Raw genomic sequence first — 13,777 nt, forward strand, 5'->3', positions numbered from 1 at the left:
GACAGGCGGGAAGAGTGCTCTGACCTGCGCATACAGGCACACGAAAGGGAGTGCGCGTCGTTGCGCGGGGAGTGGGGTGAAGAAAGGGGGCCGGGCGGTGCTGGGTGCTCTCAGCGCGCCGGACAGATGGCGCTGGACATGCGGCCGAGGTCGACGTGCCGCCGACTCACCAAGGCGATTCCAGTTCCAGGCATGGCGGAAGCCTGGCACGGCGTTCTGGACACAGTCCAGCTTTGTCCACAATGCAGACACCCTTGTCTCGAAATGAGAGACAAGGGTGTCCTTGGTCACAAGCGTCGCGGGCGGTCCTGCCCGCGCCGGTCAGGCCGGACGGGCACCCGGCCACGGGCCCGGCGTCGGCACCTGCGGCTCGTCCTCGACCTTGGTGTCGAACAGGGTGAAGCCCCGGCGCAGGTAGTTGTCCATGGCGTGCTCGCCGTCCTTGCTGCACGTGTGCAGCCACACCCGCGTGGTCGGCTTCAGTCCCGGCCGGCGGTCCGCCAGGTCCCACGCGCGGGCCGTCCCGTACGACAGCAGGTGCCCGCCGATGCGCCGCCCGCGGAAGGCGGCGAGGAGACCGAAGTAGACGATCTCGACGACCCCGTCCTCCTGTGCCTCCAGCTCCACGTAACCCGCCGGGGTCCCGCGGTCGTAGGCGACCCACGTCTCCACCTCGGGCCGGTCCAGGTACTCCAGCCACTGCGCGTACGTCCAGCCCAGCCGGTCGGTCCAGCGGATGTCACCGCCGACCGAGGCGTACAGGAAACGGCTGAACTCGGGGGAGGGCACCTCGGAGCGGACGACCCGCACGTCTCCCCCGGGCACGGCGGCCGGACGGAGATCGGTGGGCGCGGTCTGCTCCAGGGACCAGGTGGTCACGGAGATGGTCGTCATGTCCGAAAGGGAACCATCCAGGGCACGTTCCTGTCGAACGCCTGTCAGGGCGCGGACGGCCGCCCCATCCGGCTACCGGTGGAGGGACCGGTCGACCGAGGCCAGCGGCAGCGCGAACAGCATGCGCCCGGACTGGGACCACACGTCGCCGGTCTCCTGCCAGTAGGACAGGGACGTCGCCCCGGCGCTCCAGCAGCGGTGCGTCTCGTCCGCCCCGCAGCGGGTGGGGAGGGCCCCGTCGGCGTCCTGCCGCCACAGCGTGCCGCGCTCGTCCGGGGTCCCGGTCATCCGGCCCAGGTACCAGCCCGACCGGTACGACAGCACACTGCGCACCCGGGTCAGCTCCGTCTCGTACACCGCGACCGGATCGGGGTCGAGCAGCCCGGCACGATGCGGCTCGGTGCTGAACGAGTACCGCCACAGCCGGGTCGGCCCGTCCTCCGGGGAGGAGGCGCCGTGCGCCACCAGGCTGTCCGGCGCGGTGCTGCGGTCCAGGGCGATGCCGTCCGGCCGCGGGGCGCCGGCACCGCTCGTCCGGTAGGAGGCGACCGCCGTCAGCACGTACCGCGCCCCGGCCGCCGACCAGCCGCCGGGCACCCTGCCCACCGACCTGCCCTCCACGGTGGCCCGCTGCACCCGGTCCAGGTCGTACACGTACAGTGCGGCGCCTTCGCCCCGGCCGGTGGTCACCAGCAGCTTGTCCTGGTACCAGACCATGCCCGACACGGCGGAGCCCAGCCCGCGGTAGTCGCGGCCGTCGTCCACCGGAACGGTGAGCAGGGCCCAGGTGTAGCGCGGTGCGCCCGGGTCGCCGGCGTCCACGAAGGCGACCCTGGCGAGCCCCTGCTCGGCCACGGAACCCGCGGTCCGGCTCCACCCGGAGAGGATCACCCGGTGCGCGCCCCAGCGCCCGTCGTCGTCCGCGTCCCCCGAGGTGGTGACCGCGCCGGCCCGCCAGCCGACGGTGTCCCGGCCCGGCCAGCAGTACGCCCGCGTCGCGGCCGGTTCCACGGGCAGTGCCCGCCGGTCGTCGTCCGGGCACTCCTCCGCGTCGCGCAGCGAGCCGTCGGGGTCGGCGAGCACGGCGCCGATGCCGACGGGCCGGCCCATACCGGCGGAGAGGCGGTCGAGCGCGTCGCCCCGGACGGCCTGCTCGGTCAGCCGCAGCGGCGCGGTCTCGGCGGACGCGGTCAGCGGCCTCAGCGCCCCGGGGTCGTCGGCGTCGGTGGCCTGCGAGGCACTGATCATGGTCGCGGCCGCGGTCAGCGCGAGGGCGGTTCCGGCCAGCGCAGCCCGCAGCGCCCTGCCCCGTCTGCGCCGGCGGTGTCTGCCGCGATGCTTCATACCGTCCTCCCGGGGCGAGCCAACTGCGTCCGGTGATCTGCGGGTTGACCGTGGAGCAGTTGGGGTGGCCCGTACCGGGATGCTACGACAGCCGGCCGGCCCAGGAGGCGAAGACCCTGCAAATATGCGGAACGGCGACCTTCCGAGGCGCTCCAGGGCACTCCTGTACGACCCCGCGCACTCTTGACGGACGGCCCTCAGGCATCCGGGGCCGGCCGCCGCCGACGGCCCGGGACGGGGGCCGCCGCGCGGGGGAGCAGCTCGTCCGGGTGGTCCGGGAGCAGGACCTCCACCTCGGCGGACTCCGTGAAGCGGTAGGGCCGGTGGTCCAGCAGGGAGCCCAGGTAACGGCGTACGCGGGACATCTCGGCGCGGACCGTCACCGTACGGGCCGGGTCCCCGAACACCTCCCGGGCCAGGTCGGCGGCGCTGCGCCCCGCACGGTGCACGGCCAGCAGGTACAGCAACCCGGCGTGCCGGGGGCTCAGTTCCCGGGTCCAGGACCCCGCCTGGCCCGAGACCTCCACCGACCGGCGGCGCGGCTCCCTGAGATCCAGCACGACCCGCACGGCGTCACGTGTCACCGGTTCGTCCGCCACCCGCACCAGCCAGCCCCCGGCCAGCGGCTCCAGCGAGCACCGCCCCAGCGCGGGCAGCCACCGCATGCCCGCCGACACCGACGCGGGCAGCGCCAGCCGCTCCGTGTACGGCATCCCCGTCACCGCCGCCGTCCACCCGTGCCGGTCCACCACCAGCGCACGCCCGTCGAGCCGCGCCAGCACCGGCGCGGCCACCGCCCGCAGCCGCTCCAGCGACCGCACGTGCCGCTCCCGCAGCCGTGCCTCGGCCAGCTTCGCCACCGAGTCGACCCACGCCAGCGTGGCCGGGTGCATCGTCTCCAGCGGCCCGCTCACGTCCACGACGCCGATCAGCCGTCCGTCCCGGGGATCGGTGATCGGCGCCCCGGCACACGTCCAGGCGGCGTGCGACCGTACGAAGTGCTCCGACGCGAACACCTGCACGGGACGCCCCGTCACCGCCGGCGTGCCCACCCCGTTGGTGCCGACGACGTCCTCACGCCAGTCCGCGCCGACCTCGAAGCCCAGCCCGTCCGCCTTGCGCAGCACCGGCGCGCTGCCCTCCCGCCACAGCACCCGGCCCTCCTCGTCGGCCACCACCATGATGTGGTGCGCGACGTCCGCGACCGACAGCAGCCCCTCCCGCAGCACCGGCAGGACGTGCCGCAGCGTCGAGGACTCCCGCCGCCGCTGCACCTCCTCGCGGGACAGCGTGCCGCTGCGGACGTCGTGGTCCGGGTCCACACCGCTGCGCAGCATCCGCTCCCAGGACTGCCCGATGACCGGGCGGGGAGCGACGGGCAGACGCTGCCCCGACAGCGCGGCGGAGCGGACCTCGTCGAGCACCCGCGCCGCGCGCGCCGTGTCGACGGCCGCCAGGTGCGTCACGTCCATCGGTGACAGCGCCACCGGACCTCCCCGAGAAAGACTGTCCGACCCATACTGCCGCCTGCCCCGGACGGGGACCCTCGGTACCGGCGCGGGAACAGCAGGTTGCAACCCCCTGCAACCCTGGTGGGCGGCCTGAGGACTGTTTGAAGATTGAGCGACGCCGTCCCGAGCGGCGTCCACGGCTCTCAACGGGCCTGTGGTGCGGGGGTGGTGCCGTGTCGGCGCAGCACCACCCCCGCGTCATGCCCGTGGCAGCAGGACGGTGTGCGCGGCACGGGATGCGACGTGACGCGCGCCGGCGGCTGTCCGGTCGTGGGTGGCCGGTCGCGCAGTTCCCCGCGCCCCGGGGTGAATCGCTCAGGACACCGGCCGGGCCCGCTCCACCACCGATGCCAGAGCAGGCGTGGACGGCAGCGTCCCGAACGCCGAACCCGCGTCCCCGCCCAGCCGTGCCGCGCAGAACGCGTCCGCCACCTGCGGCGGCGCGTACCGCACCAGCAGCGACCCCTGGAGCACCAGCGCCAGCCGCTCCACCAGCCGCCGCGCCCGCCCCTCGGCACCCTCCAGATCCGCCAGCTCCGTCAGCAGGTTCTTGATCGCCCCGTCCAGCCGGTGATCCGCCCCGCGGGCCTGCCCGACCTCGCGCAGGTACGCGTCCAGAGCCCCCGGCTCCCGGCCCAGCGCCCGCAGCACGTCCAGCGCCTGGACGTTGCCCGCCCCCTCCCAGATCGAGTTCAGCGGGGACTCCCGCACCAGCCGCGGCATCCCCGACTCCTCGACGTACCCGTTCCCGCCCAGGCACTCCGCCGCCTCCACCGCGACGGGCGCGCACCTCTTGGTCACCCAGTACTTCGCCGCCGGCACCGCGATCCGCAGCAGCGCCCGCTCCTGCTCACCGCCGTCGTCGTACGCGGCCGCCAGCCGCAGCGCCAGCGCGGTGGCCGCCTCCGACTCCAGCGCCAGATCGGCCAGCACGTTGCGCATCAGCGGCTTGTCGGCGAGCCTGCCGCCGAACGCCTCCCGGTACGTGCAGTGGTGCACCGCCTGCGCCACCGCCTGCCGCATCAGCCCCGCCGAACCGAGCACACAGTCGAGCCGGGTCGCCGCCACCATCCCGATGATGGTGCGCACCCCGCGCCCCTCCTCCCCGACCCGGCGCGCCCAGGTCCCGGCGAACTCGACCTCGGCGGACGCGTTGGACCGGTTGCCCAGCTTGTCCTTCAGCCGCTGGATGAGGAACACGTTGCGCGTGCCGTCCTCCAGCACGCGCGGCACCAGGAAGCAGGTGAGACCCCCGGGCGCCTGCGCCAGCACCAGGAAGGCGTCCGACATCGGAGCCGAGCAGAACCACTTGTGCCCGGTCAGCTCGTAGGCGCCGTCCTCCGACAGCGGCCGCGCGGCCGTCCTGTTCGCCCGGACGTCGCTGCCGCCCTGCTTCTCCGTCATGCCCATTCCGAACAACGCACCGGGCTTCCGGCCGGGAGACCGCAGGGCGGGGTCGTAGACCGTCGACGTCAGCCGGGGCTCCCACACCGCCGCCAGCTCCGGCTCGGCGCGCAGCGCCGGCACCGCGGCGTGGGTCATCGACAGCGGGCACCCGTTGCCGGCCTCGACCTGCGTCCACAAGTGGAACGCCGCCGCCCGCCGCACATGCCCGCCCGGCCGGCCCCACGCCGCCGTCAGCCCCGCCGAGACGCCCTTGCCGAGCAGCCGGTGCCAGGACGGGTGGAACTCGACCTCGTCGATCCGGTGCCCGTAGCGGTCGTGCGTGCGCAGCCGCGGCGGATGCTCGTTGGCCAGCACCCCCCACTCCTGCACCTGCGCGGACCCCACCGTCCGCCCGAGCCCCGACAGCTCGGAGAGCCCCTCGTCCAGCACCTCCGGCGCCAGATGCCGCTCGACCGCCTCCACCAGAGCCCGGTCGGCGCCGAAGACGTCGTACTGCACCAGCGGGGGAGCCTGGTTGGTCACGGTGTGCGTGGTGCCTGCCATGCCCCGAACGTACCCCGCCCTCCGGCCTCCTCAACCGGTGATTCCGCCTCTGGGTGAGTGCGACCAGGCACGACGGATACCTTTGGTTCGTGCAGCCAGCAAGTGAATCCCCCGACGAGCCCTCCGGCCGCCTCCACCGGGCCCGGGCCCTCTACCGGAACGTCTCCAAACGCAGGACCGCCTGGCTGCTGCTCAAGGACACCGTCAATTCCTGCATGGAGTACCGCATCCTGGGGCTGGCGGCCGAGGCGGCGTTCTTCACGCTGCTGTCGGTCCCGCCGCTGCTCCTCAGCATGATCGGACTGCTCGGTTACGTCGACGCCTGGACCGGCGCCGAGACCATCCAGAGCTTGCAGCGCAACCTCCTCGACGCCTCCCGCACCGTGCTCTCCGACCGGGGTGTCACGCAGATCGCGGAACCGATCCTGCGGGACGTGACCAAGGGCGGCCGGCCCGACGTCATCTCCCTCGGCTTCCTGATCGCCGTGTGGTCGGGCTCCCGCGCGGTGAACGTCTTCATCGACACCATCACCGTCATGTACGGCCTGGACGGCGTCCGGGGCATCGTCAAGACCCGGCTGCTGGCGTTCCTGCTGTTCCTCGTGGCCCTGCTGATCGGCTCGGTCGCGCTGCCGCTGATGGTGGCGGGGCCGGACGCGGTCGTGCGGATCGTGCCCTGGTCGACGACGGTCGTGCAGATCCTCTACTGGCCGGTCGTGATCCTGCTCTCCATCGCCTTCCTGACCACGCTGTACCACGTCTCCGTACCCGTGCGCTCCCCGTGGATCGAGGACGTGCCCGGCGCGCTGGTCGCCCTCGGCATGTGGGTGCTCGGCAGCTTCCTGCTGCGGATCTACCTGACCAACACCGTCGAGGGGCCGACCATCTACGGCTCCCTCGCGGCTCCCGTCGCCGTGCTGCTGTGGATCGGTGTGTCCGCCTTCGCCGTGCTCGTCGGCGCCGCCGTCAACGCGGCCATCGACCGGGTCTGGCCGGCCGCCGCGACCGCCGCGGCCCGCGAGACCAACGAGCGGATGCGCCAGGCCCAGGTCGCCGAGTACGTCGCCCGGACCGCGGCGTCGACCGGCGAGGCCGACCCCGACATGCCCTCCGAGTTCCCCGAACGCTGGTCCCGCTTCCTCCCCCCGGAGGACGTCACGGCGCGCCTGCGCGCCCATGTGAAGACCACCCACCCGAGACACGGGGAGGGACCGGAGCACGAGGAGAAGTGAGCCGCGTCCTCCCCACCAGGCACGGCCCCCCGCTCACACCGTCCACGTCCCGGCCGCCGCCTCCTGGGCCACGAACTCCGCGAAGTCCCGCGGCCCGCGCCCCAGCACCTGCCACACCCCGGCGTCCTCCACCCGCGCGTTGCGCCCGTCCAGCAGCGTCCCGAACACCTCGGTGAGGAACGCGGCCTCCTCCGGCGGCACCCCGAGGCCGGTCAGCGCCTCGCCGTAGTCACGCGCCGGCACCGGCCGGTACGTCAGCGGCCGCCCCGTGGCCACCGCGATCTCCGCCACCGCCTCCCGCCAGGTGAGCAGCCGGGGCCCCGTCACGGTGATCGTCCGCCCCGCGTACCGCTCCCCGTCCGTCAGCGCGGCCACCACCACCTCCGCGATGTCGCGCACATCCACGAACGGCTCCGCGACCTCGCCCGCGGGAAACACCAGCTCCCCGCGCCGCACCTCCTCGAGCAGCGGTCCCTCGCTGAAGTTCTGCGCGAACCAGGCGGCCCGTACGACCGTCCAGTCCGCGCCCGACGCGCGCAGCGCCTCCTCGGTGGGCAGCGCCTGGTCCTCGCCCCGCGCGGACAGCAGCACCAGCCGCCGCACCCCCAGCCCCAGCGCCACCCGGGCGAGCTCGCCGACCGCCTCGGCGGTACCGGGAGCGCCCACGTCGGCCGGGTGGACGAGGTACGCCGCGTCGGCGCCCCGCAGGGTGTCCGCCCAGGTCGACCGGTCCGCCCAGTCGAACCCGGTCGCCCGCGACGCCGCCCGCACGGTCAGCCCCGCCGCCCCGGCGGCCCGTGCCACCCGGCTCCCCGTACGGCCGGAGGCGCCCGTGACGACCAGGGTCGTGTCCTTCGCACTCTTCGTGTTCTCCGTCATGCCCTCGAGTCAACCGCCGCGCACCGCACGGAACCATCGCCGAAGGGCTCAGGCGCATAAGCCCGCGTCTAGGCTGACCCCATGGACGCTCTCACCGGCCTGCTCGAGGGTCCGCGCGCCCGCGGGGCGTTCATGATCCGGGCGTGCTTCGACCCGCCGTGGGCGGTCCGCGTGGAGGACCGCGCCCCGCTGACGCTGATGCTCCTCGCGCGCGGCGAGGCGTGGCTGCTGTCCGACGCGGGAGAGCGGCTCCTGCTGCGCCCCGGCGACCTCGCCGTCACACGCGGCCCCGACCCGTACACCTGCGCCGACGACCCGGACACGGTCCCGCAGGCGCTGATCCTGCCCGGTGGCGAGTGCCACTACCCCGACGGACGGCCCCTGAACGGCGTCATGGACCTCGGTGTCCGTACCTGGGGCGACCGCCCGGACGGCGCGGCGGTGATGCTGATCGGCACCTACCGGATGCGCGGTGAGATCGGCGGCCGCCTGCTGGACGCGCTGCCGCCGCTGCTCTCCCTGACCGCCGAGGTGTGGGACTGCCCGCTCACGCCCCTCCTCATGGAGGAGATCGTGCGCGACGCACCCGGTCAGGAGGTCGTCCTGGACCGGCTGCTCGACCTGCTGCTCATCGCCGCGCTCCGGGCCTGGTTCGACCGGCCGGAGGCGGAACCGCCCGCCTGGTACCTGGCCCTGTCCGACCCCGTCGTCGGCCCCGTCGTCCGCCTGCTGCAGGACGACCCGGCCCACCCCTGGACGGTCGCCGCCCTCGCGTCGAAGGCCGGCGTCTCCCGGGCCGCCCTGGCCCGCCGCTTCACGGAACACGTCGGCGAACCCCCGATGACGTACCTCACCGGCTGGCGCCTCGCCCTCGCCGCGGACCGCCTCCGCGACACCGACGACACCATCGGCGCGATCGCCCGCCAGGTCGGCTACGGCAGCGCCTTCGCCCTGTCCACCGCCTTCAAACGGACCTACGGCGTCAGCCCCCAGGAGTGGCGGACCCGCGCGGCGTAGCCTGGAGGACGTGTACAGGGAGCGGGCGTCGCGGCTGACGGGCGCGGTCGTGTGGACCCACACCCCGTCCGGGAACGGTCAGGGCAGGGTGCTGCCCGACGGCTGCATGGACCTGCTCTGGCACGACGGGCGCCTCCTGGTCGCAGGCCCGGACACCCGCGCACACCTCACCGGGGGGCCGCCAGGCACCTGGACCGGCATCCGCTTCCACCCGGGCACCGCGCCCGCCCTGCTGGGCGTCCCCGCCCACGAACTGCGCGACCGCCGCGTGGAGCTGGCCGAGCTGTGGCCGGCGGCGGTCGTGCGCCGCGTCACCGCCCGCGTCAACGCCGCGGACGACCCGGCGCGCGGCCTGGAGGACGTGGCCCTCGGCCGGGCGGCCGAGACCGCCCCGCCCGACCCGGTGCTCGGCCGTCTCGTCACCGCCCTCGACGCCGGCCGTCCGGTCGCCGTGGCCGCCGACGAACTGGGCGTGTCGGCCCGTCAGGTGCACCGCCGGTCCCTCGCGGCGTTCGGCTACGGCCCCAAGACCCTCGCCCGCATCCTCCGGATGCGCCGCGCGCTCGCCCTGGCGCGGGCGGGCGTCCCCCTCGCGGAGACCGCGGCCCGCGCCGGCTACGCCGACCAGCCCCATATGGCGCGTGACGTGAGGGACTTGGCGGGAGCCGCGCTGGGCGAACTACTCGCCCGCGGGTAGCGGAGCGTACAGGTCCACCCCGTTCCCGTCCGGGTCGAGGACGACGGCGTACCGCTGCCCCCACACCGCGTCCCACGGCTTCACCCCGACACGGGCCCCGGCCCCGGCCAGCTCCGCGAACAGGGCGTCGACCTCCGCGGGACTGCCGCACCGCAGCGCCAGCGAGGTCCTGCCCCCGCCCGAGGGCGGCTCCCATCCCGCATGGAAGGACCGGACCACCTCCTCCGTGTCGAGCATCAGCCGCAGCCCGCCCGGCAGTTCGGCCTCCGCGTGTTCGTGGACCTCGGACCCCTCGGGGAAGGCGAACCCGAGCCGCCGGTAGAAGGCGACGGAGGCGGCCATGTCCGAGACGACCATCCCGATGGCATCGAATCGTGCACTCATGAGCGCCACGCTACGGCCGCCCCGCCGGCCCGGTCTTGAAGAAATCGGACATCGCCGCTGACCGGACCCCCGTGCTCCGGGAGACGCCTGTACCCCCTGCTGGAATCTCGGTCCTGTGTCTCGCCGCCCACCGGTTCGTCGGCACCGGCCCGTGCCCGGCGCGACGCACGCACCGTGACCTCGCCCGCCGCGACCGCCGCCGTCGTAGGCGACCGCCCGGACGCGGCGTCGGGCCCCGGCGCCCGACGCGGGCCGGGGGCCGGCGCGCTCGCGTAGGCTCCGGACGCATGGCCGGCCCCGCGCTCCTCGTCCACACCCGCACCACGGACTACCGGCACGACTCCATCCCGGCCGGTGTCGCCGCCCTGCACGGCCCTCGGCCACACCGCCGCGTCCTACGCCGACCCCGCCTTCCGCGCCCACCTGCGCGGCGGGATCACCTGGACGGGCGCACGGAACACCCGGCCCGTTTCGGAAGCCGGGGGGAGTGTCGGTACCGGCTCCTAGGGTGAGAGGCGCCGGAAACCGGGCCAACGACCACAGGAGCCACGCATGACGCGGTACTTGATCTCGTTCGACGACGGCGCGATGACCTTCCCCGAGGAGGAACTGCCCGAGGTGGCCGAGGCCTCGCTCGAGGTGGTGCGTGAGGCCCGGGCCGCCGGTGTCTGGGTCTTCGGTGGTGGACTTCAGAGCCAGCAGGCGAGCGTCGTGTCCACCGACGGGACCGTCACCGACGGCCCGTACCCGGAGACCAAGGCGGTGATCGGCGGGTTCTCGGTCATCGAGGTGCCCTCACGTGCGGAGGCGTTGAAGTGGGCCGCCAGGATCGCTGCGGCGTGCCGCTGTGCGCAGGAGGTCCGGGAGATCATGCCCGACCCGTCCGACTGACCGACGACGTGCTGCGGCGCTGCGCTGCTCCGGCCGGGTGACACACGGAGCGCGGTCCGCCGTCGGGGCGGCGACGCTGGGCGTCATGGCACCCACCACGTCAAGACGGTTCGCCGCCGCACTGCTCGTCTGGCTCGCCGTTCTCACCGCAACGGCGGCGTCGTCCCCGGCCGGTGGGGGACCCGGCACCCCCGAAGGGCCGTCCACGACAGCCGACGATCCGCTGCCGGCCCTCGAGAAGGCCGCGCGTCCCCTGCGCACCACCGAACCCACCGGGTCCCTCACGGACCTGCGGGCCCTCGGGCAGGCGATCGGTGACGCCGCGCTGGTCGGCATCGGCGAGGCCGCCCACGGCTCGCGCGACTTCGTCACCTTCCGGCACCGGGCCCTGCGGTACCTGGTCGAGGAGAAGGGCTTCCGCTCCTTCGTCCTGGAGGCCAACTGGAGTGCCGGACTGCGCCTCGACCGCTATCTGCTCACCGGTCGCGGCGATCCCGCCCGGATCATGTCCGAGGAGTTTCAGAACGCCTACCTCCTGCTGCACAGCCGGGAGTACCTGGACATGATCCGCTGGATGCGCGCGTACAACGTCGAGCACCCCGGCGACCCGCTGAGGTTCGCCGGTAACGACAACGCCTATGCCGGACCTGAGCTGTACGACCGGGTCGTCGATCACGTCCGCCGCTCCCACCCCGATCTGCTGCCCGCCGTCACCGAGCTGTACCGGGGGCCGGCTCCCACCCCGTCCGTCGGCGAGTGGATCCGCGCCGCCACGTCCGCACCCTTGGACGAGCGCCGTGCACGGGCCGAGCGCACCGGCCGCGTCCTCGCGCTGCTGAGCGCCCGCCCACACACCGGAACGGACGACGAGCACGCCTGGGCGGTCCAGCACGCGACCGTCATCGACCAGGTGGCGCGCCTGTACGCCTTCGACTTCACGGACCCCGGCGCCGTGCGGGAGGCCATGGCCTACCGGGACACCGTCATGGCGGACAACACCGTCTGGTGGCACCGCCGCACCGGCCACCGTTTGGTGCTCGGCGGGCACAACAGCCACCTGTACACCGCCTCCTCCACCCCCAACCTCCCTCTCACCCAGGGCGAGGTGCTCCGGCGGCGGCTGGGTGACGGCTACCTGGCGGTGGGACTCTCCTTCGGCCGGGGCGTCGTGCACGCCACCGAGCAGGGCCTGCAGAACCCGGTCGACGAGGACGTCAGGCGGTTCGAGGTCGAGCCCGCCGCCCCCGGCTCGGTCGAGCACACCCTGGACCGCGTCAGCCACCCGGACTGGTATCTCGACCTGCGCACCGCACCCGCCGCCGTCCGCGCCTGGCTGGACACCTCCCGGCCCAAACGGGAGATCGGCACGGACTTCCCTCCGCCCGGTGACCGGGTCGGCCTGCTGAGATCCGCGGACGTCGTGGTGCACCTGCACGAGATCCACCCGAGCGGAAGACTGGCCCGGAGCGCCGCCTCGCGCCGGCCCGGCCGCACGGTGACACCCGCCGGCCCGCTCCCCGTCCTTCGGGCGGCCGCCCGTCCCCCGCGCACCGCCGAGCCCACCGGCCCCTTCGACCACCCGGCCCCCCTGGGGAGGACGTCCGGGGACCCCCGGCTCCTCGGCGTCGGACTCCGGGCACCGTCCCCGGCTCCCCTCCCCTGAGCCCGGGGCGGGTGAGCAGGTCAGTCCGGGTGCCGGGCCACCGTCACCTGGTCGCTTTCCGCCGCGGCACCGGTGCCGGACGACGTGATCACCTCGGAGCGGCGGCCGTCCCGGTTCAGCAGGCCGCCCGTGACGGCGAGGCCGAGGCCGGCCACGGCGAGGGCGGCGCCGACCAGGGCGGGGGAGGTCCAGCCCCAGCCCGCCGAGAGGGCCAGCCCGCCGAGCCAGGCGCCGCCCGCGTTGGCCAGGTTGAAGGCGGAGTGGTTGGAGGCCGCCGCCATCGTCGGGGCGTCCTTCGCCTTGGCCATGAGCAGCATCTGGACGGGCGTGGTGATGAAGGAGCCCAGCGCGCCGATGAAGGTGATCGTCACCAGCGCGGGCCAGGTGCTGTGGACGGTGAAGGAGAACGTCACCAGCGCCCCGGCGAGCAGGGCGAGCCCCGCGTACAGCGTCGGGCGCAGGGCGCGGTCCGTGAGCGGGCCCGCGATCAGCGTGCCGAGCGTCATGCCGACGCCGTAGAGCGCGAGCACCAGGGTGATCGAGGAGTCGGAGAGACCCGTCACGTTGGTCAGGACGGGGACCAGGTAGCTGTAGACGGCGAAGAAGCCGCCGAATCCCACCACGGCGACGGCCAGGCCGATCACCACCTGCAGGTTGCCCATCGCCCGCACCTCGTGGCGGATGCCGGACTGCCCGCCGCGGGGCTGGTGGGGGACGAAGAGGGCCAGCGCGGCGAGCGCGGCGAGACCGATGACGGCGATCGCGAGGAAGGCGGACCGCCAGCCCAGCTGCTGGCCGAGGGCCGTGCCGGCCGGGACGCCGACGATGTTCGCGACGGTGAGTCCGAGGAACATGCGCGAAACCGCCCGCGCGGCCCGGCCGGGGGCGACCAGCCGGGAGGCCACGACGGCACCCACGCCGAACAGCGCCCCGTGCGGCAGCCCCGTCAGGAGGCGCGCGGCGAAGAGCGTGCCGTACGTGGGGGCCAGCGCGGACGCGATGTTGCCGACCACGAACAGCCCGGTCAGGAGCAGCAGCAGCCGCTTGTGGGGCACGCGCGCACCGATGCCCGTCAGTACGGGGGCGCCGACGACGACACCGAGCGCGTAGGCCGAGACGAGGTTGCCGGCGTCCGGCACGGAGACGCCGACCCCGTCGGCGATCTGGGGCAGCAGCCCCATCGTGGCGAACTCGGTCGTGCCGAGGCCGAACGCGACGACGGCCAGGGCCAGCAGAGCCAGGGGCATGGTGCGAGGCAACCTTTCGGAACTTTCGAGGACAGCGGGCCGGATGCGAGGGAGGGGGAAGGACCGAG

Annotated in this window: 13 protein-coding genes; 5 read left to right on the forward strand and 8 right to left on the reverse strand. The window is 74.2% G+C overall.

The features are described from left to right. Positions 1 to 110: 110 nt before the first annotated feature. The 5 genes from BU52_RS37065 to BU52_RS00335 all read right to left on the reverse strand — a co-directional run bounded on the left by BU52_RS37065 (position 111) and on the right by BU52_RS00335 (position 5,699). Positions 111 to 194 carry a putative leader peptide gene (locus tag BU52_RS37065; protein WP_310887545.1) on the reverse strand — a complete coding sequence of 28 codons (84 nt, stop codon included), beginning with the start codon at positions 192 to 194 and terminating at the stop codon, positions 111 to 113. Between the two features lie 127 nt (positions 195 to 321). Continuing rightward, the gene (locus BU52_RS00320) at positions 322 to 894 is read right to left on the reverse strand and encodes a GNAT family N-acetyltransferase (protein ID WP_037925950.1); all 573 of its coding nucleotides are present in this window, start codon (positions 892 to 894) and stop codon (positions 322 to 324) included. Positions 895 to 966: 72 nt separating this feature from the next. After that, on the reverse strand, positions 967 to 2,238 hold the full coding sequence (locus BU52_RS00325) for a hypothetical protein (RefSeq protein ID WP_037925953.1): 1,272 nt from the start codon (positions 2,236 to 2,238) through the stop codon (positions 967 to 969). Positions 2,239 to 2,435: 197 nt separating this feature from the next. Then, on the reverse strand, positions 2,436 to 3,710 hold the full coding sequence (locus BU52_RS00330) for a GAF domain-containing protein (protein ID WP_078903093.1): 1,275 nt from the start codon (positions 3,708 to 3,710) through the stop codon (positions 2,436 to 2,438). 354 nt (positions 3,711 to 4,064) lie between these two features. Beyond that, positions 4,065 to 5,699 (reverse strand): acyl-CoA dehydrogenase family protein, encoded by a 1,635-nt coding sequence (locus tag BU52_RS00335; protein WP_037925956.1) that lies wholly within the window; start codon positions 5,697 to 5,699, stop codon positions 4,065 to 4,067. 89 nt (positions 5,700 to 5,788) lie between these two features. On the opposite strand from BU52_RS00335, the gene BU52_RS00340 reads away from it, so the two are divergent. Beyond that, entirely contained in the window at positions 5,789 to 6,931 is a 1,143-nt protein-coding gene (locus BU52_RS00340) for a YihY/virulence factor BrkB family protein (RefSeq protein ID WP_037925958.1), read from the forward strand. A 33-nt stretch (positions 6,932 to 6,964) separates the two neighbouring features. Here the strand turns inward: BU52_RS00340 and BU52_RS00345 are convergent, their stop codons facing one another. Beyond that, complete coding sequence (locus BU52_RS00345; RefSeq protein WP_037925961.1) at positions 6,965 to 7,810, reverse strand: NmrA family NAD(P)-binding protein; 846 nt, start codon at positions 7,808 to 7,810, stop codon at positions 6,965 to 6,967. 81 nt (positions 7,811 to 7,891) lie between these two features. Between BU52_RS00345 and BU52_RS00350 the strand changes: the two genes are divergently transcribed. Together BU52_RS00350 and BU52_RS00355 are read left to right on the forward strand one after the other, a co-directional pair. Further along, the gene (locus BU52_RS00350) at positions 7,892 to 8,827 is read left to right on the forward strand and encodes an AraC family transcriptional regulator (protein WP_037925966.1); all 936 of its coding nucleotides are present in this window, start codon (positions 7,892 to 7,894) and stop codon (positions 8,825 to 8,827) included. A gap of 10 nt (positions 8,828 to 8,837) precedes the next feature. Then, the gene (locus BU52_RS00355) at positions 8,838 to 9,524 is read left to right on the forward strand and encodes a helix-turn-helix domain-containing protein (protein ID WP_037925968.1); all 687 of its coding nucleotides are present in this window, start codon (positions 8,838 to 8,840) and stop codon (positions 9,522 to 9,524) included. Here the strand turns inward: BU52_RS00355 and BU52_RS00360 are convergent. Further along, positions 9,507 to 9,908, reverse strand: coding sequence for a VOC family protein (locus tag BU52_RS00360; protein ID WP_037925970.1), 402 nt, complete (start codon positions 9,906 to 9,908; stop codon positions 9,507 to 9,509). The genes BU52_RS00355 and BU52_RS00360 overlap by 18 nt on opposite strands. Before the next feature lie 552 nt (positions 9,909 to 10,460). Between BU52_RS00360 and BU52_RS00365 the strand changes: the two genes are divergently transcribed. Continuing rightward, complete coding sequence (locus BU52_RS00365; RefSeq protein ID WP_037925972.1) at positions 10,461 to 10,799, forward strand: YciI family protein; 339 nt, start codon at positions 10,461 to 10,463, stop codon at positions 10,797 to 10,799. Positions 10,800 to 10,884: 85 nt separating this feature from the next. Further along, positions 10,885 to 12,462: an erythromycin esterase family protein gene (locus BU52_RS00370; protein WP_235216226.1), complete on the forward strand. Its 1,578-nt coding sequence runs from the start codon at positions 10,885 to 10,887 to the stop codon at positions 12,460 to 12,462. Positions 12,463 to 12,482: 20 nt separating this feature from the next. On the opposite strand, the gene BU52_RS00375 is transcribed toward BU52_RS00370, so the two are convergent. Further along, positions 12,483 to 13,709 carry an MFS transporter gene (locus BU52_RS00375; protein WP_037925974.1) on the reverse strand — a complete coding sequence of 409 codons (1,227 nt, stop codon included), beginning with the start codon at positions 13,707 to 13,709 and terminating at the stop codon, positions 12,483 to 12,485. Between the last annotated feature and the right edge of the window lie 68 nt (positions 13,710 to 13,777).

The organism is Streptomyces toyocaensis (genome assembly GCF_000725125.1).
Taxonomy (GTDB): Bacteria; Actinomycetota; Actinomycetes; order Streptomycetales; family Streptomycetaceae; genus Streptomyces; species Streptomyces toyocaensis.